At 70.3% G+C, this 20793-nt stretch carries 19 protein-coding genes and 1 pseudogene; 12 read left to right on the top strand and 8 right to left on the bottom strand.

Features of this window, described 5'->3' with window-relative positions; all coding sequences use genetic code 11:
- The first annotated feature begins 45 nt into the window (after nt 1-45).
- From FHS37_RS32540 to FHS37_RS40640, 8 genes are all read left to right on the top strand, one after another.
- Nucleotides 46-903: a hypothetical protein gene (locus tag FHS37_RS32540; protein ID WP_229890203.1), complete on the top strand. Its 858-nt coding sequence runs from the start codon at nt 46-48 to the stop codon at nt 901-903.
- A gap of 79 nt (nt 904-982) precedes the next feature.
- On the top strand, nt 983-1954 hold the full coding sequence (locus tag FHS37_RS32535; protein WP_184827879.1) for a hypothetical protein: 972 nt from the start codon (nt 983-985) through the stop codon (nt 1952-1954).
- Nucleotides 1955-1957: 3 nt separating this feature from the next.
- Nucleotides 1958-3178, top strand: coding sequence for a hypothetical protein (locus FHS37_RS32530; protein WP_184827877.1), 1221 nt, complete (start codon nt 1958-1960; stop codon nt 3176-3178).
- Nucleotides 3179-3223: 45 nt separating this feature from the next.
- Nucleotides 3224-7168, top strand: coding sequence for a hypothetical protein (locus FHS37_RS32525; RefSeq protein ID WP_184827875.1), 3945 nt, complete (start codon nt 3224-3226; stop codon nt 7166-7168).
- A 13-nt stretch (nt 7169-7181) separates the two neighbouring features.
- Nucleotides 7182-7571 carry a hypothetical protein gene (locus FHS37_RS32520; protein WP_184827874.1) on the top strand — a complete coding sequence of 130 codons (390 nt, stop codon included), beginning with the start codon at nt 7182-7184 and terminating at the stop codon, nt 7569-7571.
- A gap of 153 nt (nt 7572-7724) precedes the next feature.
- Nucleotides 7725-8087 (top strand): hypothetical protein, encoded by a 363-nt coding sequence (locus FHS37_RS32515; protein WP_184827872.1) that lies wholly within the window; start codon nt 7725-7727, stop codon nt 8085-8087.
- A gap of 74 nt (nt 8088-8161) precedes the next feature.
- Nucleotides 8162-8485 carry a hypothetical protein gene (locus FHS37_RS32510; protein WP_184827870.1) on the top strand — a complete coding sequence of 108 codons (324 nt, stop codon included), beginning with the start codon at nt 8162-8164 and terminating at the stop codon, nt 8483-8485.
- Nucleotides 8486-8846: 361 nt separating this feature from the next.
- Nucleotides 8847-9668, top strand: coding sequence for a hypothetical protein (locus FHS37_RS40640; RefSeq protein WP_184827868.1), 822 nt, complete (start codon nt 8847-8849; stop codon nt 9666-9668).
- A gap of 691 nt (nt 9669-10359) precedes the next feature.
- Here the strand turns inward: FHS37_RS40640 and FHS37_RS32500 are convergent.
- The 7 genes from FHS37_RS32500 to FHS37_RS32470 form a co-directional block, all read right to left on the bottom strand.
- Nucleotides 10360-12033 (bottom strand): hypothetical protein, encoded by a 1674-nt coding sequence (locus FHS37_RS32500; RefSeq protein ID WP_184827866.1) that lies wholly within the window; start codon nt 12031-12033, stop codon nt 10360-10362.
- A gap of 189 nt (nt 12034-12222) precedes the next feature.
- Nucleotides 12223-12636: a hypothetical protein gene (locus FHS37_RS32495; RefSeq protein WP_184827864.1), complete on the bottom strand. Its 414-nt coding sequence runs from the start codon at nt 12634-12636 to the stop codon at nt 12223-12225.
- Nucleotides 12637-12716: 80 nt separating this feature from the next.
- Entirely contained in the window at nt 12717-13955 is a 1239-nt protein-coding gene (locus tag FHS37_RS32490) for a DUF2637 domain-containing protein (RefSeq protein WP_229890202.1), read from the bottom strand.
- 152 nt (nt 13956-14107) lie between these two features.
- The gene (locus tag FHS37_RS32485; protein ID WP_184827860.1) at nt 14108-14932 is read right to left on the bottom strand and encodes a P-loop NTPase family protein; all 825 of its coding nucleotides are present in this window, start codon (nt 14930-14932) and stop codon (nt 14108-14110) included.
- Nucleotides 14933-14950: 18 nt separating this feature from the next.
- The gene (locus FHS37_RS32480) at nt 14951-16021 is read right to left on the bottom strand and encodes a hypothetical protein (protein WP_184827858.1); all 1071 of its coding nucleotides are present in this window, start codon (nt 16019-16021) and stop codon (nt 14951-14953) included.
- Nucleotides 16018-16302, bottom strand: coding sequence for a helix-turn-helix domain-containing protein (locus FHS37_RS32475; RefSeq protein WP_184827856.1), 285 nt, complete (start codon nt 16300-16302; stop codon nt 16018-16020). The genes FHS37_RS32480 and FHS37_RS32475 overlap by 4 nt, the downstream gene beginning before the upstream one ends.
- Nucleotides 16303-16361: 59 nt before the next feature.
- Nucleotides 16362-16964, bottom strand: coding sequence for a hypothetical protein (locus FHS37_RS32470; protein WP_184827855.1), 603 nt, complete (start codon nt 16962-16964; stop codon nt 16362-16364).
- Between the two features lie 433 nt (nt 16965-17397).
- On the opposite strand from FHS37_RS32470, the gene FHS37_RS32465 reads away from it, so the two are divergent.
- The 4 genes from FHS37_RS32465 to FHS37_RS32450 all read left to right on the top strand — a co-directional run bounded on the left by FHS37_RS32465 (nt 17398) and on the right by FHS37_RS32450 (nt 20376).
- Nucleotides 17398-18030 (top strand): ParB N-terminal domain-containing protein, encoded by a 633-nt coding sequence (locus FHS37_RS32465; protein ID WP_184827852.1) that lies wholly within the window; start codon nt 17398-17400, stop codon nt 18028-18030.
- A 23-nt stretch (nt 18031-18053) separates the two neighbouring features.
- Nucleotides 18054-18698, top strand: coding sequence for a hypothetical protein (locus FHS37_RS32460; RefSeq protein WP_184827850.1), 645 nt, complete (start codon nt 18054-18056; stop codon nt 18696-18698).
- A gap of 74 nt (nt 18699-18772) precedes the next feature.
- The gene (locus FHS37_RS32455) at nt 18773-19843 is read left to right on the top strand and encodes a peptidoglycan-binding protein (RefSeq protein WP_184827848.1); all 1071 of its coding nucleotides are present in this window, start codon (nt 18773-18775) and stop codon (nt 19841-19843) included.
- 62 nt (nt 19844-19905) lie between these two features.
- Nucleotides 19906-20376, top strand: coding sequence for a single-stranded DNA-binding protein (locus tag FHS37_RS32450; protein WP_184827846.1), 471 nt, complete (start codon nt 19906-19908; stop codon nt 20374-20376).
- Nucleotides 20377-20435: 59 nt separating this feature from the next.
- Here the strand turns inward: FHS37_RS32450 and FHS37_RS38960 are convergent.
- A pseudogene (locus tag FHS37_RS38960) lies at nt 20436-20793 on the bottom strand (hypothetical protein); the annotation flags it as partial.

The following is a 20793-nucleotide window of genomic DNA, read 5'->3' as shown; positions in this document are numbered from 1 at the left end:
AGCGCGCGGGGGGTCCACCCCGGGGCGAACTTCACGTTCGGCACCGTGCGATCGGGCTACTACCTGCTCGACGACGTCGAGATCAAGGACGCCGACGTGACCAACGGGGATACCCCGCTGCCACGGGAGGACGGTCTCCGGCACGGACAGGACTTCACCACCGGTGCGACCATCACGTTCGAGGTAGGGGTGGACACCGTCGACGCCGGCGGCACCCTGCTGGCCCGGCACGGCGCGAACCTGGACGCGGTGTCGGTCATGAAGCAGGCGTGGGACGCGAAGGCGATCCGCGACGTCATGGCCACGCCCGCGGTGCTGTCCACCATGCAGGGCGGCCGCGCGCGCCGCTGGTACGGGCGGCCCCGCAAGTGCGAGAAGGCCGCTTCCAAGCTGACCCGGCAGGGGTACACGCCGATGGTGGCAAACTTCGCCGCGTCGCACACCGGGAGTTTCGACGACATCGAACAAAGCGTGCGCGTGGACATGGCACCGCCGCCGCACCGCGGCATCAAGGGGCCCCTCAAGGCGCCGCTGATGATGGTCGGGGAGAGCGCGGCCCGCGCGCCCGGGGAGATCGTGGTACGCGGTAACCGCCCGACGTGGCCCGTCATCACTATCGTGGGGCCGATTGCTCAGCCTGCGTGCGAGCTGGTCGGACGGTGGAAGGTGCAACTGAACCTGACCCTCGCGGCGGGCGAGCGGGTCGTCATCGACCCGCGGCCGTGGGTGCGGACGGTGAAGCGAGGCAGTGCAAGCGTTGCGGGCCTGATCACTCGAGGGTCCCCGTTCCTCGAGCACCTGCTGATCCCGACCGGCCGGCAGGACTTCGTGCTGCGCGGCACGGACGCGACCGCCACGGCATACATGACCGTGGCCTGGCGCGACGCCTACGCGTACATGTAGCCGGCCCAGGGCGCGACACAAGCCGTACCGGCCCGTGATCCTCCGCTGTCCACGAGAGCAGCAGCGGAGGAGAAGCGAGATGTGGGACAGCGTTCCGTGGTTCACCGAGGGGCAGGCGGAGCACTCCACGGAGGTGGCGCGGCTGTTGGCGTATGCCGCGTTCGGTGGGGGGCAGGGCATCGTCGGGTCCGGGGACCTGGCGGTCAGGGCCTTGTCATCGCCTGCGGCTCAGGTGCAGGTGCGGCCGGGGGCGTGCGCGATCCTCAACCGGGCGGCCGGAGCGACCTATCAGGCGTACGCGGGCCGGCTGCCGACCTCGGACACGGTCAACATCGCGGCGACCGGCTCGTCTGCCCGAACGGACCTGATCGTGGCCCGCGTTGAAAACCCCTACTCCTATGGGGAGACGTGGCCGCTCCCCTCCAACGCCGCTACCGGCCCGTACATCTTCACGCGAGTGATCTCCGGGGTGCCGAGCACGACCACCGACGTGCGGCAGGTCCGCCCGAACGACTCAGCGATCACTCTGGCCCGCATCACCATCCCGGCGAACACGTCAGCGATCACCCAGGGAATGATCAAGGATCTGCGGAGCATGGTCTCCTCCCGCCGAGACCGGGTCCTCTACACCGCGTTCCCCGGGACTCTGTCGACCATGGGCTACTCGGACAACAGATGGCACAACTGGCCCGGCGCCGCGTCCTGGGACATCGACGTGCCCTCATGGGCAACCCGCATGAAGATCGTCATGACCTTCGCCGGGCTGCGCATGACACGGTCGGACATCTACGCGCGGATGCAGACCAAATTCGGGTCGATGCTCGGTCAGGACACCTACATCGACGACGACTCCGGCACCGGCACGCGCCGCTCCACCATCGTCCTCGCCGACAACCACGCGGTCCCCAGCTCCATGCGCGGCACCACTCAGACCCTGTCGGTGCAGACGTACATGTACCGCTCGGAGACCGGTGATCTGTCCGTCGACGCCGGCACGTCGATCGTCGCCGACGTCGAGTTCGTCGAGAAGCCGGACGAAGAGGAGGTGTGAGGGGTGCCGGCCGGGTGGCGGTTCATCGCGCAGAGCGCACTCAGCGAGGAAGTGCTGGACTGGCAGGTGCCGTTCGCCCTGTCGTCCAACCCGAAGCGGGACCTGTCCGGGCCGGGCTCGATGACAGGCACGATCGAACCCGAGTACGCACGGATGCTCGGGCCGGACGGACAGCCGATCCTGCAAGAGTGGGGCACCAAGATCTACCTGGAGGTGGACGGCTCGATCCGGTGGGGCGGGCTGGTGACGAAGACGGCATACGACGGGGAGCAGGCCAAGGTCAGTTGCGAAGGGTTCTCCTCGTACCCGCACGGCATTCCGTTCGATGACTACATCATCTCGGGCCAGAAGATCACACCAAAAGACCCGTATGCGGGCAAAGACAAGAATCATGACGGGTATATCGATTTCTCGAATCCCAAGCGGAAGGTCCCGCCGGCGCCGAAGCCGTACGGCGGCCCCCGCATCGACGTCTACGACGCCTTCCGCAAGATCTGGTCTCACGTGCAGTCGAGACCGTTCAGCGACGTCGGCCTGGTGATCGACAGTCACGACAAGGGCGAGCTGCTCGGCGCCAAGGACGGCAGCGACCCGTGGGAACTGGCCTGGTGGGACGCCCCCGACTGCGGGCAGACCCTCGACAACCTCGTCAAGCAGTACCAATTCGACTGGATCGAGACCCACGCCTGGAAGGACTCGACCAGCAACACCATCACCCACCGGGTGAGGCTCGGCACGCCCCGCCTGGGACGCAAGCGCACTGACCTGCGCTTCGCTCAGGGCGAGAACATCATCGCCATCGCCAAACCCGAGGGCATGGGCGACGACTACGCCAACGAGGTCATTGTCCTGGGCCGCGGCGAGGGCCGGAAGATGAAGCGCGTCCAGGTGGCGGACTTCGCCTCGCGGACCTGGGGCACCAGACGGCTGCGCCGGGTGGCCACCGTCACCGACAAGACGCTGACCTCGGGGGAAGCACTCCGCAAGCGGGGGCAGCAGGAACTCAACGGCCGCACGGCCGCCCTGCAGATTCCCGCCGTCCAGATCATCGACCACCCCAATGCCCGGTTCGGGTCGTGGTCCCTCGGTGACGACATCCGGGTGCAGGTGCACGTGCCGTGGGTGGGGGACATCGACGTGTGGCACCGCATCGTCTCCGACGAGATCAGCGCCGACGGGCTCGTGACCTTCACCCTGAAACGCTCCGACAGCTTCCACTACTGATCAGGGCGCGACACTAAGGCCGCAGGACGTCGACCATCCCGCGCCATGGTCAGCTTCCTGGACTCCCAGACAGACGCCAAGCGCTTCGCGGCGCTGCTGGCGGACTACGAACGGCGGCTCCAGGCCCTTGAGCGCACCTCCAAGGCCGCATACACGTCCATCGAGGGCGGCACCCTCGACATCTACACCGAGGACGGCACGCTCGCCGGGTCGGTGGGTGTGCAGCCGGACGGCGGCATTGCGCTCGTGCCGAAGCCCGCGGCCGCTGTCCCGCCGCCCACGCCCGGCGCCCCGACCGTGGTCTCCGCCCTGGCCGGGCTGGTCGTCACCTGGGACGGCTGGTGGGACGACTCCAACGCCCCACCCACCGACTTCGCCGCAATGCAGGTGCACCTGGGCCCGGCCGCCGACTTCACCCCCGACTTCACCACCCTGACCGCAGCCATCACCGACGTTACCGGCGGAAGCGTCACGGTCGCAGTGGAGGGCTACGCCGAGCGCTGGGTGCGTCTGGTCGCCCTGAACACCGCAGGCCTGACCAGCGCCCCCTCAGCGGCTGTCGCAGGCAAGGCACGCCAGGCCGTGGAGCAGGACCTCATCAACGGGATCGTCACGGAGGCCAAGCTCGCCGAGAACGCCGTCACCAAGGCGAAAATCGCCCTCGGGGCCGTGGGAACGACCGCGCTCGAGGACGGTGCGGTCCTCGAGGAGAAGCTGGCCAAGGCCGCGGTCACCTTGGGGAAAATCGCCGACGGCGCGGTCACGATCAACGCCCTCGGTGGGGCGCTGTCCGACTCCGCGGTGCAACGCTACGTCGACGCGATGGGCGATGCGGCCGCCTGGACCATCACCGACAAGAGCGCCGGCGCCACCTGGGAACACCTCTCCGGTATCGCTGATGCGCCGACCGGCCGGACCGTGGGCCGGGCGACCGGGTACATACGGCTCCTCGGGAAGACGGCCATCCCCTACGAGCCGGATGTGCTGTACCGGCTCAGCGCCCGGGTACGGATGACCGGCCCGGCTGGCGGGACGGATGCCTTCTATGTCGGGGTGGCCGGTATCGGCGCCGACAAGACGACGCTGGTCAACCGCAACGGCACGCCGGGCAGCACGAACTCGCACTTCTACGTGGCCGCCTCCGGCAAGGCCATCACCACGGCCGAAGGCTGGGTGCAGGTCATCGGCTACCTCAGCGGTCGGGCCGCGGCCGGCGTGGCCGGTTCTCCGGGCCCGAACAATGACCCGCGCGTACCGGGGCTCGCGCATGCCGACGTGCGGTTCATCGCCCCTTACGTGTGGCTGAACTACAACTCCGCCAACGGCACGCAGACCGGAGTCATGGAAGTGGACTGCGTGACGCTGGAGGCCCTGAAAACCGGCGTCGTCAACTCCACCAACCTGATCGCCGGCTCGGTCACCACGGCCGCCCTGGCGACTGACGCTGTCACGGCCGGGAAGGTCGCGGCGGACGCGATCACCGCGCGGGAGCTCAAGGCCGGGGCCGTCACCGCGTCAGAGCTGGCAGCCGGCTCGGTCACGGCCCAGGCCGTTGCCGCGGGCGCGATCACCGCGGAGAAGCTCACGATCGTCGGCAGCCCGAACGTGCTGGCCGACCCCTCGTTCGAGGGCGCAGGCGGTGCAGCCATCGCCGAGAAACAGACGTACCTCGCTCAGGACAAGACGTTCGGCAACGGCTCCCCCGCCTCGTTGAAGATCGACGCGGTGGCGGCAACCGCTACGAACCGGTCGGCTGAGCTGACGCTGCTTCCCGTCACCCCAGGGGATCAGCTCTACCTCGCTACCGACTACTACCCGTCCGCGGACTGGGCCGGCGCCAATGCCAACATCCATACACGGTGGGAGAAGGCGGACGGCACAGTCCTCAGCTACGGCATTGTGAGCGCCACCGCCCCCGCCAAGGGCGTATGGGGCCGCCTTGCGGGGGCCGTCACGGCTCCGGCCGACGCCGTGCAGGCGCGGGTGCGCGTCGAGTCCGTCTCGGGAACGGCCGGCGCCGTGTGGTTCGACAACGCCGCGGTGCGCCCGGTCGTGCCTGGAGTGCAGATCGCGGACGGAGCGATCACCGCGCCGAAGATCCTCGCCGGGGCGGTGACGACCGACAAGCTCGACGCCCTGGCCGTGACCGCCGAGAAGGTCGCGGCCCTGGCCATCACGACTGCCAAGCTCGACGCCCTGGCCGTGACCGCGGACAAGCTCGCCGTGAACTCCGTGACGGCGACGAAGATCCAGGCCGGGGTCATCGACGCCACCCACATCAAGGCAGGCGCGATCAGCGCGGACCGCCTCGCGGTCGGTACCGACGGCAACGTGATCGCCGATCCCAGCTTTGAGGGGGGCTTGTCGGACCAGCGGGTGGCCGACAACGCGAACTGGTCAGTGGTCGCATCCGGCAATGGCAGCCCGCGCGCGATCCGTACGGACGCGACGAGCACGGCACCAGTCACCCGGTTCCTCGTCCTGGGGGAGCTGCCGGCAGTGCCGGGCCAAAAGCTCTGGCTGTCGGTGGACTACCTCGCCTCTGCCGACTGGGTGGGCGAGAGCATCAACATCTACGGCGAGTGGCTGGACACGGCCGGGGAAGCCCTCGCGTACAGCACCGTGTCGTCCGGCGCGACACCGGTCCTCGGTGCGTGGACGACCATGTCAGGTGTGCCCGGCATAGCGGCTCCGGCAGGCACCACGCGGGTGCGGATCCTGATCAACTCCTTCAACTCCAGCGCCGGCACAGTCACGTACGACAACGCCGCATGCCGCGTCGTCATGGCATCCGGCGTTGCGGGCGCCCGCGCGGAACTCAGCCCGCAGGGACTCCTGCTCTACGACAGCACCGGCGAGGAAGCTGTTGCGCTGGCCACCGGCCGCCCCAACTACCTGACGCTGTCCGCGGCCGGCACGCCGGTTGCCACGATCGACCAGGAAGGCAAGGCCGGGTTTCAGTCCTTGGCCGTTGCGGAGGGCTTCACCGTGGGCGGCGACGACATCGCCACCCTCCTCGACCAGCGCCCACGCGGCATCATCGCCTACGGCGTGCCCACTGGGACGGTGACGTCCACGGGGACGGAAATCGGCTTCTACGAGCTGCCCGCCATGATCGATGCCGGGCGGATGTACCGCATCAAATTTCACGCGACAGCCGACTTCGACTTCGCCAACGACGGCGAGGCAAGGATCTACCTGCGTGATGGTGGGGAGGCGTCGCCCACAATCGCCTCACCGGTACGCCAGATGGCGATTCTGACACCCTCGCACACCGGCAACTACTGGACGGTTGAGCTGGAGCACATCGCCCCTGCCAGCGCCTTCGGTGTGGGCCTTCACCGGTTCCTGATCAGCTTCTTCAACAGCGGCGGAAGCAGTGGTCAGACGATGGAGCTGGGTCTGTCCATTTCGGAGCGGCATGCCTACTTCTTCATCGAGGACATCGGCGCCGCAATCCCGGCGACCGGCGTCGCCAATACTGGCGGCGGCACAGCCGCCCCACCGATCCGGCAGTACACCAAGACGTACTCGGCGACCTGGTCCGGTTCGTACGCCTCGCGCGGCTCGTACAACTCGAACCACGGCAACTCCTGCTATCAGGGCTACTACAGCTCCACCAATGGCATGCAGGCGAGCCTGATCGGTTTCTCGTCCTCCCTGGCCACCGACTTGTCCGGCGCCAGCATCCAGAAGGCAGAGGTCTATCTGTACTTCGATCACTGGTACAACAACAGCGGCGGCAAGGCCGTGGTCAAGGCCCACAACCACGCGTCACGCCCGTCCACGTTCTCTTGCGATGCCGAGTCCAAGACGATCTCTTGGGCGAAGAACGAAGGCAAGTGGGTGGACATCACCAGCGTGTTCGACTCGACCAGGTGGCGGGGCATTGCCCTGGACCCAAACACCTCGGGCCTGACCTACTACGGCCGCGCGCGCGGGTACGGCCAGACCAACCCTCCGAAGCTGCGCGTGACCTACACCAAGTGAGGAGGCTGCACCTATGCCCGCCCTGCCTGTCCCGCTGAGCGTCATCAGCGCTCTCGCCCGGGAGCCGTCGCTTCTGCCCCGGGTCCGCATGGCCATCGCCGTGGTTGCCCAGGAGGTATTCGCCGAGGACCCGGCAACACCAGGCCACACCATGCGCTGGAACTTTTCCAAGACGGTGCTCTACCCGACCGACGTCCAGGCCGCGGCCACTTTGGTGGGCCTGGTCGCCAGCCAGCCCATGCTCGACGCGGTCGCGGCCACTGGTGCCACGGACGCCCCGAGCATTGCCGCGGCCCTCACCGACGAGCAGCTCCTCGACGCGATCCGGCAGGGCTGGAACACATCGGCCGGCGTCAGCCCGGCCATGGCACAGCCGGGCACGCCCCTGCAGGAGGAGACGTAAACGGCAGGGGTGTTGCAGCGTTCCGGGCTGCGGGGAACCGCGGGTCTTCCCGGACCCCGGCTCCCGCACACCCGATCTGATGACCGTTGACCGAGGAGGCGCCCCATGGAATGGCTTACCTCTCTGGCGCCCGTCCTCAGTTCCGTCTTCGGCATGACTGGTGTGCTGGGCGGGGCGTGGCTGGTGTACCGGGGGAACCGGAAGAAGACCGAAGCCGACACCCAGGCGTCGGAAGCCAGCACGTTCGTGTCGTCCGTGCAGACCGTGACACAGGGCTTCACGCAGCTTCTGGAACAGCAACGCGCGACGAACGCGCAGACCCTCGAGCGGGTCGCCACCCTGGAGAGCCGGGTCGAGCGGTTGGAGGAGGAACAGCGGCAGTGGCGCCGCTGGAAGGTGGCCGCGGTGGAGTACATCCATCAGCTCCGGGCCCTGGTCGCCAAGCTGTACGAGCGCCCCGCGCCGGCGCCCCCGCTGGAGATCGCCGAGGACCTGGCCGATGACTCCGACCGCTGAACCCAGCGGGCGACGCAAGGCGCCAGCGGCCGCCACAGTCCGCCCGACACACAACTCCAGTGAAGGGCGGACCCATGTCTGCAACGCTCGAATCCCTCTCGACCGGCGCCCAGGTCGGTGCCGTGCTGCCGCTGCTCACCGCGGTCGTACAGCGGCCCGCCTGGTCGGCGAAGAACAAGAAGATCGTCGCGGTCGTCGCCGCGCTCGTCGCCGGCGTCGCCACCGTGGCGGCGGACGGCGGCTGGTCCCAGTTCCAGCACGGCCAGCTCACGGCCGCGACCGTCCTCGGTGTCCTGGCCGCCTCTCAGACGAGCTATGACCTGTTCTGGAAGCCGTCCAAGCTCGCCCCCTGGCTCGAGGCCCTGACGACCAGGAAGACGCCTCAGCAGGCCGAATAGGACCGGCGGCGCCCGCTCAGCCCTCGACCGGCGGGTACCATCTGCACAGAGGTGGCCGTAGCGCTACCGCGAGGAACGCGTTTGAGGTTCCGGTCAGGGTCTAGTGGCGTTAAGACACCGCCCCTCCTTCTTCGGTTGGGGGTTCAGGGGTGCTCCTCTCCGCCCAGTGGTGGCCCTGGCCACATGGGATCGAGTAACCGGGTGTGTGTAGAGCGCTCGGGGCCGGGGAGTGGATGCTCCTGCGATGATCCGGCACACGCCCTTCGCGGCCGTACGGCCACCTCGCCCTGTTCCACCAGGTGCATCACGACACAGTGGCCCGAGAGCACGGGGCACGCCGGAGACGGAGGACCACCCCCCTATGGCCGATGCGCAGCAGGTCGCCGCCGAGATCAAGCGACTGTCCCAGATGGGCCCGGACGCCTTCATGGACGCAGTCGTCGCCCACGTCACGGGTAGCGCTGACGGGCGGACCCCGCGAGACGTGCGGGGGGCGGCGCTCGAGGATCGCCGGCTCGCCCCACACACGCTGGACGCCCTCGAGACCGCTCTGCGGCGGGCGAAGTCCTACAACCCTCTTCGGGAGGGGGAGAGCAAGCGGGAGCAGCAGGCCCGCATCGCGCCGTGGCGGGCGAGGCTCAAGGCCGCCATGGGGCCGGTCCAGGACGTCGTCGACGACCTGGCCCATGAGCATGCGAAGGAACTGGCGGCGCTCGACGACGACGCGTTCACCGACCGGTGGACGGCGTTCGTCCTCGACGAGCCGGTCCCTCCGCCGACGTCTCCACGGGTCGAGGCTCTCGCGTTTCGCTCACCGAGAGTAGCCAGGAGGGCGGCGGACATCTGCCGCCTGATGTTCGAGGAGCCAGCCCGGTTCATGCCCGAGCCCTCGCCCGGCGAGGGCCGTAACGCTCGGGAACAGCGCGTCGAACTCTTCCGTCGGCGGGTGGCGTCGGAGGCCGGGTTCCTGCGCTACGCCATCCAGTACGCGGAGGCGCGCCAGGGCCGCATGCCCAGCGAGCCGAACCACCGGCTGCAGGCACTCAAGCTCTTGGGCAAGGCCCACCCCCAGGAGCTGCTGCAGCTCCTGCGCCAGGTCCGCGGCGAGGACCGCGCGGCCGTGAAGGAAGCGCGCCGGGAGCGGCGGGACCTCCGCCGCGCGGCGCGGCCGGGCGCGCGGTAGAGCGCGCCACTGCTGGATCGCCGATCACTCAAGGGCGCGCCTGGCGGCGCGCCCTTCGTCGTATCTAGGCGCGCCTGGACGCGCGGCCGCGCGCGGGGGGACGGCGCGCCACAGGGTTCACGGCGCGCGCTCGAGGACCTTCCCCGCGCCGCGGGGCGCGCGCCCTCGAGTGGATGATGGCGCGCTGCAGGGCTGCGCCTCATTGGGGAACCGCGCCGCGCCTGGGCGCGCGCCGGCACTGGGCGCGCGGCGCGCCCCGCGGGAAATCGCAGCTCACTGGGCGCGCGCCTGGTCCGTGCGCGCGCGCTCGGCATGGCGCGCCTGGGCGCGGCGCGCGTGGGCGGGCGCGCGCGCCATCACCGGACAGGCGCGCCGCACGCCGATCCGAGGGCGCGCCCACGCGCGCTTAGGCGCGCCGCGCGGCGCGCGAGGAAGGCGCGCCTGGTCAGCGCGCCGCGCGGTTCATGGCGCGCCACGGCGCGGCCTCGAGGCGCGCCTGAGCGCGCGCGGGGGCGGCGCGGCGCGGCGCGCCTGGGGTGGGAGAGGAACGGGCGCGCCATCTTCGGGCGCGCCCGCGGGGGGAGCCAGAGGCGCGCCGCGCGGTGCTGAGGTGAGGTGAGGTGACGAGAGCCGGGGGAGGAGACCGCGCCGGGAAGCGCGCCCGGGGGCCTTGGGCGCACGTCACGTCACTTCACTGCCCGGCGGGCGCGCCGCCGAAGTACGGGGCGAATGCCTCACGGATCTTCGTGTCCACGTGCGGGGCCTTCTGGTAGTAGGCGGCGAGCTCCGTGTGTCCCTCCCGCTCGAGCTGGGCGATGATCTCGGGGCGCTGCGCGAGGAGGTAGTTCCGCAGCGGGATCATCTCCGGCTCGCCCTCCCCGGAGATCGGCGCCAGGTGCTCACTTAGCGTGCGCATCAGCACGCGGGCCTGAACGTCCGCCTCGGCGTGCAGGGCATCGAGAGCGATCTTCGTCTTCCGGTCCGGTTCGCGCTTGGGCGGGCGGCCGGCGGCGAAGTCGGCGAGCCGCTGCGCACCCGGGGCAGGGCGGTCCTGCGGTTCCTCGGCCTCGGTGGTGTCCTCCGGGGACTCGCCGGGCGGCGGCCCGTCTTCGGCCTGCGGGTCCGGCGGCGGGGGCGTGTCGTCCTCGGCCGGCGGCTCCGGCTCCGGGTGGACCTGGTGCTCGCGGGCCTGGTCCTGCCCGGCCGGGGGCGGGGCGGGCGTGTCGGGTTCGGCCTTCGCGCCCGGCGTGGAGGCGGCGGCCTCGGCGGCTTTCCGGCGCTTCTCGGCCTCCTCCTTGACGTACGCGAGGGAGCGGGTGATCAGGTCGTCCGCGTTGAGCTCCCCCCACATCTTCGTGAAGGTGGGCGTCTGCTTGAGGGTGCGGGTGCCCCACTCCGCGCGGATGGCCTGCAGGCGCTTCTCTGGGTCGGTCGGGTCCTTGAGCGCCTGGTGGATTAGCTCGACGACCTGCCTCCCGGCCTGGTCCGCCTTCTGGGTGCTCTGCTGCGCGGGCGGCGCTTCCTGCTGTTGCCGCTGGTTCCGCTGCTGGGACTGCTGCGGGGGTCGCTGCTGCGTCTGCTGCGTTTGCTGGGCCTGCTGCTCGTCCAGGTACGCCTCGGGCCGGGCCTCGGTGACCTGGCGGGTGGCGGCGGCCTCGTGGAAGCCCATGCGGCGGAGCAGGGCGTCGATGCTGAACTTTTCGAACCGCTCGCTCTGGCCGGGGGTGACCTCCCAGTGCAGGGTGCGGACACCGGTCAGGTACGCCTCGCCCAAGGCGTGGAGTTCGACGATGGCGTCGACCGCGGCCGGGAGGTTCTTCTCGGCCTTGATCTTGCGGGTCCGCTCCCGGGTGGGCTTGTCGTTCTCGAACGCGATGACGAGTTCCTGGCGGGCGAGCAAAAGCGTGGGGCCGGAGTGACGGCGCAGGTGCCACAGGATCTCGCCCCACCGGTCCTTTGCCCGGTTCCACAGGTCGGGATCGACGGTGACGGGGAGGTCCGGGTTCGGGCCGCGGCGGCGGTCCTCCTTCGCCCTCTTCTCGGCGCGCCACCGGGCGTAGATGGCCTGCTCGTCGCTGAGCATGTCCCACAGCACGCTGACGTTGTCCACCACGATCATGTTCCGCTTGCCCTCGACGGCGGGCGGCTGGGCGACGGCCCACCGGACGGCATCGAGGATGTCCTGGTAGCTGCCATCGTGGGGGACGATCTCGTAGTTCGCCCCGGGGATCCGGCCGTAGTAGTCGGCGGTGCCCTCGGAGCCACCGATCTCGATCCAGTAGGTCATCCCAAGCAACTCGGAGGCGGTGCCCTCGGCTGCGATGCGGCTCTTGCCGGTCTTCTCCGGCCCCGCGAGGAGAATCATCGGCGGGTTGGGAAGGCAGGTCGGTCTACGGGATCGGCGTGGGCGCTGAGGCGCAGTGATACCAGGCATCTGGGTTGTTCCTCACTTCGTGGTTCCCCGGGTTGCTCTCCCGCGGAGGATGCGACGGCGGAGGCCTTAGCCTCTCGCCGTTGACATCGGTTACCCATTCTACCCCTCGGTGGGGGTGGATCAACGCCTGTTCAGCAGATCGGTTACGGGACTTGGTGCTGTCGGGTCGTGGTCCTCGCGGTGCCGGGCGTACCAGGCGTCAAGGTCCTCGGCGCCCTCGGCTTCGGCCTCCATCTCGTCCTCGGGCAGGGCCGCCCACTCGGCGACGTCTTCGGCGTACTCCCGTTCCACCGTGCCCGGGTCACGCAGGCCCAGAGCCCCCGCGATCTCCTCCCATGACGCGCCGGCCAGGGCCTCGGCGAGGACGACGCGGTCGATGATCTCGTTGGTCATCTGCCGCAGGCGGCGGGCTCTCCTGATGCGTTCTGCGGGGCTGAGAGGCTCAGCCGTGGCCGCGACTTCCTGCCGGGCTAGGTCGGACAGGTCGCGGAGTGCGCGGGCGGTGGCGATCCGGGCCAGGATCTCCGGTGTCATGGAAGGGTCCGATCATGCAGGCGGCGGGCGCCCCAGGTCTCGGGGGCCCGCCGCTTCGGTACGGGTAGGGGCAGGATGCCCTACGCGGTCGTTGTGGTCGTCAGGTGCTTCGCCAGGTCCTCGGGACCGAAGTTCTCCGGTACGGGGATGCCCTGGTCGCTGAGGTGCGCGGCGTACCGGGTCAGCAGCCGGTTGCGTACCTTCCGGCCGTTCTGGGCCGTCTGGCCCAACGCGCGGCCGATGGCGGCGCCGGTCAGGTCCCCGCCCTGGTTGAAGCGCTTGAGCTGTCCCTGCTCCAGGGCGGCCACGACCACGCCGTACAACTCGTTCTCCGTGGCCGGCAGAGGGGCGTAGGCGTCGGCTTGCTCCTCGGTGTTGTCGTTCTCGGCATGGGCCGCCGCAGGCTCAGCCGGCTCGGGGGTGTTCTTCGGGGCCTCCGGCCGGGCGGGGACGGTGGCCGTGACCTGACGCGACCTACGGGCGGTCGCCGCAGGCACGGGGGTGGGCCGGGGCGCGGGCGGGGCAGGGAGCGCCTGCAGCTCCTCGACCGGCTCGACGGGCTCGGCGAAGATGCCCGTGGGCTCGAGGCCCGCCGCGCGCAGACCGGCCGGGGCTGTCTCGGCGAGCGGGACGCCGGCGCTGACGAGCTGCAGCGGCAGCAGCGACGCCACGGGCGCCTTCCTGCGCCATGCCCGCCCGAATCGGCCGCGGAGCTGCGCCTGGTAGACGAGTCGTTCCTGCTCGAGCTTGAGGACCTGGTCGTACGAACGCAGCTCCCACAGCTTCATCCGGCGCCAGAGCAGGAACGTCGGGCCCGGGGAGAGGAACCAGCGGGCCCATCGGACCTTGTCCATCTTCCGGCCGGTCGCCGCGCCGATCCGCACGGCGTAGACGTGCGCGGCGATCTCGGAGACTGCGACCCACAGCAGGGACATCGCGCCGTGCGCCACCTTGGACCACAGGGAGGTGCCGGCCGCGACGTTCAGGGCGCAGGTGACCAGGCTCAGGGCCCAGGGGACGATCCGCGCCCACCACAGCGGCATGCCCATACGGATCAGGAGCAGGTACGCGCCGGTGAACACGGGGATGGCCGAGTCGATGGCCGTGGGCAGGACCCACGGCTCACTGAAACCCCAGTCCGCGGCCTTGAGCGACACCGCGTCGAACGACGCGAAGAAGCCGAAGCCTCCGACCGCGGCCCCGCCGATGACGATGGCTCCGGCGCCGAGGCGCTCCCAGCGGCTGAGCGGGGGGATGCCGGAGTCGTTGGAGGGCTTCGGATCGCGGTCCTGCCGGGCACGGGTGAACGGCAGCTTCAAGACACCTTTCCTCTCGTTCGGGTCGCCCGGTCGGCTTATGCTCATGGCCTCCCGGATCGACTAAACGATATAGCGTCTTCCGTCTGCTGTGCCGGTGTTGACGCCCACTTCCCGTCAGGAAGAGGCGCATAGCGGGTGATTCGACGCTGGTGCTACCAGTCGAGTTCCTTCGCGGGCTTCCGCCGGTCCGGGCCTACGACCGGAACCAGGTACGCGGAATCCTCCAGCCGCGACAGGAACCGCGCCCCGAGGATCTCGGCGATTCCCGGGATGGGCCGCTCCTTCGTGCGGCAGCGGTGCAAGTTTGTGGAGTACGCCGTCGGCCGGCCGGCCGCGATCCGGGCGTCCACCAGGTCGATGGTCTCCCTTCGGGCGAACTCGCTGGCGACCGTGTCCATCTCGCCGCACAGCTCATCCAGGATCAGCAGGTCGCAGGTGATGAACTTGGCACGGACCTGGTGGGTGGTGAGGTCGTGCGGTGCGGAGTCGGGGCGGCGCCACGTCAGGTAGGTGGCGTGCTTGAGGAACAGGACCCGCAGGCCCAGGTCGGCGGCCTCGTTGCCGAGAGCGGTGAGCGCGGTGGTTTTCCCGCTGCCGACGTTCCCCGGCATGATCGCGTTCAGGTGTGACGGCCGCCCCCCGCTCCTCTTCGCGGCGACGAGGGAGTCGAGCCACTGCTGCAGCTTGTCCGGGCTCTGATTGGGGTCCAGGTCCTTGAAGCGGAAGCGCAGGTACTCCTCGTGCGCGGCGTCGACCATGCTGTTCCTCCACGCCGCTTGGGCCGCGCGCGCCTTCGGCACGGTGATCTTGTCCCACACTTCGCCCTCGTCGTCGTCCGCCCGGCGGTCGGGCACGCCGAGCTGGGACATATCCGCGCCGCCGCGCGCCAGCACCTCCCGCATGTGGGCGGTGACGGCGTCGAGACGGTTGAGGCCGCGCGTCGTGGCGGGGGCCGGGGCGTCCGTCGTGGCTGTCATGGGGGTCGCCCTCCTTGCTTACGGTCGTTCGATGACGCCGAACGTGACCTCGTCCGGCTCGTCGGGGGTGCTGCTGGTGGTCGGCGTGCCGCTGTTCTGGTCGCCCCAGTTGGCGGTGTCGCTGTAGGCCGGCGGCCGGGAGCTGCCGAAACGGGGCCGGTCGATGTGGACACCGGCCGCAGCCGCGCATGCGTCCTCGAACTGCTGCTGACTGGGGAACGCGCGCTTTGTGTCCTCGAGGGCCTGGGCAACCGTGCCGCGGTCGTATCCGGCCGCGAGGGCGTTACGGACCAGGTTCCTGACGCCGTGATAGGCGCGGCTCCTGTTGCCCACGTATCGGGGGATGACCCCAGCGTCCGCCAGCTCGTCCACGCGGCCCTTCTTGGCGGGCTGCCCGTTCTTCGCCGCGGTGCCCCACCACCATTGGGCCCCCGCGGTCGCGCCCTCGTCGAGCGCGGCCTTCTCCGCGGCCTTCTTCTCAGCGGCGGCTGCCTTCTCCGCGTCCGCGGCCGCCTTCTCCTCCGGCGTCCGGCGGGGGCGCCGGGTGCGGGCGGGCTTCTTCGGCGGCGCGGCCGGCTGCTCCTCCGCCGGCTCGGGCTCGGGCCCCGGATCGGCGGGCGGTTCCTCCTCGTCGCGGGGGTCGGGCGCGAACCCGTCGCTGCCGAAGGTGCCGTCGGGGTACTCCACGAGGAACGTGCCGTCCTCCTGCTCGACGACGGGCACGGCCGGGTCTCTCTGGGTGCTGAAAATCTCGTGATCCCGAACCCACTGCTCGATGGGGGTTCTGGAGATGGCCGTGCCCATGACGCACTTCCCGTTGCGCAGCCGGCGCCGCTCGAGGCGGTAGTAACCGTGCACGGCGAGCTCACGCAGCGCGGTACGGACGGCCGCTCGTCCTTCGCGGCCCTCGCCCTTGGAGAGCTGGTCGGACCGGACCTGCCATCCTTCCGCCTGGTCCAGGAGGAAGACCAGGAGCGCCAGAGCGCGGTAGCTGATTCTGGTGTCGCGGACGGTCTTGGAATCGACTATGACGTACGGAGGGCGGCTCGGATTGTGGCGCAGCCCTCCGGCCTCGGACGAGCGGTTCATGCGGAGGCCTCGCTGGAGTCGTTGGTCAGGCGGAAGTACGTGCGGTGCGTGGCGCGGCCGTTGTCGCGTATGAACCGACGGTCCCGCTCGGCGACGCCGGCGGCGCGCAGCTCGGCGAGCGCGCGGCGTACGGCGTGGGGCTTGACCTTGAGGCCGGAGGCGATGGAGGGGACGTCGACCCAGTGGTTCCGGGGGTGCGTGGCGAGCTCGCACAGGACGCGGAACGCGCGGTCGGACAGGTCCGTGGCCTCGATGCGTGTGGTCTTCACGGCGGTGGTCATGGTGGGAGTCCCTGGGGAGAGGGGCCCGGCCGCGGTGGGCCGGACCCGGACGGTCAGCGTCACGCGTCGGTGCTGTCGGGTACAGCGCCGGGCAACAGCTCCGGCATCTCCCGCAGCAACTCGTTGAGCTCACCGCGCCGGTACGCCGCGAGCAGCACGTCCTTGCCGACCGGCCGCTTCTTGAACGTCTCCCAGGTCCAGGTGACGGTGCCGGTGGGCTTCCCGCCCGGCACGAACTTGAGGCCGGGGACGATCTCCCCGTTGCGCGAGTCGAAGATGACGCCCGTCTCCGGGTCCCTCTGCGCGTGGGTGAGCACCGCGGTCTCGAACGACTTCCGGCGGACGATGACCACCTCGATCTCGCCCTTCTCCTCCGCGTACGCGTCGAACGCGGCTTCGTCGTCGACCACGAACTTGGGCCGGGTGGTGTTGACCTTGTAGTGGCCCACCTTCTGGCCGCCGATCTCGATGACGAGGTCGGTCCGCTTGTCGTCGGTGAAGCTCTGGACGAGGAGGTCCTTCGGTGCGTCCTTCTTCGGCTGGATGACCTCCTTCTGGTGGTCCTCCATCGCGCGGGCAAGGGCGCCGATCAGCCCGAGAACCGTCAGGGGGACCTCGGGGGTTTCCTCGCCCTGGGTGTCGTCAGCGACGTCGTGCGACATCTGGGTGTTCCTCTCTTCCCCGGACGCCAAGGCCCGGGTTCCGTGGTGTCCCGGGCGGGGTGTCTCGGGGGCGTCGCATAGAGGTACGTCGCCAGCCGATTTTTGTTACACCTAGGCCCAGGTAGCTGGGTTGCTCTCCCAACTGCCCCGAATAGTACACCCAGGTAAATCGCTTGGGGAGAAGGCGACGTTAACGGCGCGCCCACCTACGTTCCTCGCGGCTTTGCAGCGTTCGGTGACGTCACCGGAAGCGGCAGCGCCCCGGCTCCACCCCCATCCGGAACAGGGGGCGGGACCGGCCCGGCAGCGGGTGAGGGACGGCCATGACGGCATGCCCTAGCTTGCGAGGCGGGGCGCCGCGGTAGGAGTCCGCGGGCTCGCAACCCTCACCCGCTGTCGGACACCGACCGCGTGGGAGAGGACTGCACCAGCCGTGACCGAGACGATCGCCGCGCCGCGTTACATCGCCTACGTGCCGCTCACCGACCTGACGCCGGCGCCCCGCAACCCCAAGCGGCATGAGCTCGAGCTCATCATCGCGTCGATCGACATGCATGGCCTGGTGGAGATACCGGTCGTCGACGAGCGCACCCAGAAGACCCTTCACGGCCACGGCCGCCGCGAGTCCCTGCTGGAGATGCAGGCCCGCGGCATGCGCACCCCGAGCGGCATCGTCGTCGATGAGGACGGCGGCTGGCTCGTCCCCATCCTGCGCGGCTGGTCCTCCAAGAACGACGCCGAAGCCGAGGCTCTGGCCATCAAGCTGAACCGGCTCCCCGGCGAGGGAGGGTGGGACCCGCGCGAGTTCGCCGAGGTCCTCGAGGACCTGGCCACCAACGACGCGGAACTGTTCGACTCCCTGGCCATCCCGCACGAGGAGATCGACAAGATGCTGGGCCTGGTCGACCCCGAGACCTTGCCCGGCGGCGGCCGCGAAGACGAGACGGCCCTGCTGCACCTGCCCGACGACGGGGAACGCGGGGACGGTCTCAGCCCCGACGACGAGGGCCGCGCCCCCCACACCACTTGCCCGGCCTGCGGGCACCTGTTCACGTCCGGCCACTGACCCCCTGCCGCTGAGGTACGCCCATGTCCACCCGACGCAAGGCACACCGGCCCCGCCCCCGCGCCGGCCGGCCGCGCCTGCTCTCCGAAGAGGTCGAGCAGCGACTCGTCGCAGCCTCACGCACAGGCGTCGCCGTCGAGCTGGCCGCGGAGATGGCCGGGGTGTCCCGCTCGAGCTTCCTGGCATGGATGGCCCGCGGCCGCGCCGAGATCGAGGCCCGCGAGGCAGGCGAGAAACCGGACCCCGAAGAGGAGCGGTACGCCGAGCTGTTCGTGAAGGTCCGCACCGCCCGCGCTACCGCGGCCGCGCGCGCCATGGCGAACATCCGCCGTGTCGCGGACGGCGGGATCGTCACCAAGGTCACCACCCGAAAGTTCCGTGACCCCGCCACCGGCCAGATCGTCGAGGAAACCGTCGAGGACCGCACCCCGCCGGACTGGCGAGCGGATGCCTGGTACCTGGAGCGGCAGTTCCGCGACCAGTACGGCAAGGACGCCACCCTGGCGGTCGAGATCACCGGCCTGGGCGACGTGCCGACCGGCCCGGATGATCAGGCCGTGGACCTGTCCGAGCTCGCCGAGCGCCTGGACCGCACTCTGTTCGCGGTCGAGTACCCGCCCGAGCTCGAGGACGGCAGCGTCGTCGACGCCGAGGTCATCGACCCCTGACGGCAGCGCGCGACGTTAACCCCTCCGGCCCTGCACGGTGCCCCTCCTTGACCACCAGCGGAGGGGCACCACCTATGTCTGTCAGCATCGTCTCCCGTACCGACTGGGGCGCGAAGCCCTGGGCGGGCAACCCGACCGCCGTTCCCTCGAGCCGGCGCGCTTTCTTCTTCGTCCACTACGACGGCGCCCACCCGATCGGCTACACCGGCAACAAGGTCCCGCAGACCATCGACCGCGCGCACCGCAACCAGGGTTGGGCCGGGATCGGCTACAACTTCGTCATCGACCAGGACGGCACCATCTACGAGGGCCGCGGCTGGAACCTGCAGGGCGCGCACTGCCCCGGTTTCAATGTGACCGGCATCGGCGTGCAGATCGCCATCGGCGGCGACCAGGAGCCCAGCGACAAGGCCCTCGCCGCGTGCCGCGCCCTGTACGAGGAGGCGTGTAAGAAGACCGGCCGGACGCTCGCCAAGAAGGGCCACAAGGACGGCATCGCCACTAAGTGCCCCGGTGAGCACCTGTACGCGTGGGTCCAGGCGGGCATGCCGGCCGGGGACTACCAGCCCGCCCCGGGCGGCTCCAGCGGTACGCCCTCCACCAGCACGCCGACGGTGGCCCGCTACCAGGTCACGATCAACGGCCTGACCTACGGCTACGGCGCGACCGGCGCCCACGTCACCAAGGTCGGTGAGGCCCTGGTCAAGCGCGGGTTCGGCAAGCACTACAAGGAGGGGCCCGGCCCGCGCTGGTCGGACGCGGACACCAAGAACTTCTCCGGCTTCCAGGTCTCGCTCGGCTTCAAAGGCACCGCCCCGCACCAGGCCGCCGACGGTGTGCCCGGCGAGGCGTCCCTCAAGGCCCTGCTCGGTTCGCTCCCGGCCAAGGTCACCGCGAAGCCGTCCCCGCCGAAGTTCCCCGGCCGCGACAAGTTCGGCCCCGGCAAGTCCAACGCGTACATCACCCAGCTCGGGCAGCAGCTCGTCCGCAAGGGATACGGCAAGCACTACACCAAGGGACCCGGCCCAAAGTGGTCGGAAGCCGACCGCAAGAACGTGGAAGCGTTCCAACGCGCCCAGGACTGGACCGGCTCCGACGCGGACGGACTGCCCGGCCCCGAAACCTGGTCCCGCCTGTTCTCCTGACCCCTCCCTCCCGGCCGGTCCGCACCCCGCGGGCCGGCCCCAACCCTGAAAGGCCCAGGTCTGTGGCAGGCGAAACCGTCATCACCGTCGTCGGCAACCTCGTCGACGATCCCGAGCTCCGTTTCACCCCCTCCGGCGCCGCGGTCGCCAAGTTCCGCGTCGCCTCGACCCCGCGCACCTTTGACCGGCAGACCAACGAGTGGAAGGACGGCGAGAGCCTGTTCCTGACCTGCGCCGTGTGGCGGCAGGCGGCCGAGAACGTCGCTGAATCCCTCACCCGCGGCATGCGCGTCATCGTCCAGGGACGGCTCAAGCAGCGCTCTTACGAAGACCGCGAGGGCGTCAAGCGCACCGTGTACGAGCTGGACGTCGAGGAGGTCGGCGCGAGCCTCAAGAACGCCACGGCCAAGGTGACCAAGACCAGCGGCGGAACGCAGCGCCCGGCGGCCGCAGCGCAGGGGCGTCCCCCGGCGGACGACCCATGGGCCGGACCGCCCGCGGCCGGGCCGGGCGGGGACGAGCCGCCGTTCTAGCCGACCGCATACCGGAAGGGGGCCCCGGAGCAATGCTCCGGGGCCCCCTTCTGGCCTGTTCAGACTGCGGTGGTCCAAGCCGAGTCGAGGATGACCAGGTTGCCCTCGGGCCCGTCCTGCCCGGCGGCGGGGGGCTCGCCCGGCGCCGCCGTGTCGGGCACAGGAGGCGGTACCTCGTCGGCGGGAGGACCTGCCGCGGGCGGGACGCCCGGCTCATCTTCGGTCGGCGGGGCGGGCGCCTCCTGGGCGGGGGGAGGGTCCGCTGGAGCGGGCGTCTCCTCCACGGGCGGGGCAGGACTCTCCGGCTGCGTCGGCGCCGGGCTGGCCGGCTTCTCCGGGGCGGGGGCCTGCGACTGCTCGGGTGCCGGGTCCGCCGTGGCCGGCTTCTCCGGGGCGGGGGCCTGCGACTGCTCGGGT

The organism is Streptomyces griseomycini (genome assembly GCF_014203535.1).
GTDB lineage: Bacteria > Actinomycetota > Actinomycetes > Streptomycetales > Streptomycetaceae > Streptomyces > Streptomyces griseomycini.
Note: the sequence above shows the minus strand (reverse complement) of the source record. Positions and strands in the feature narration are given on the sequence as shown.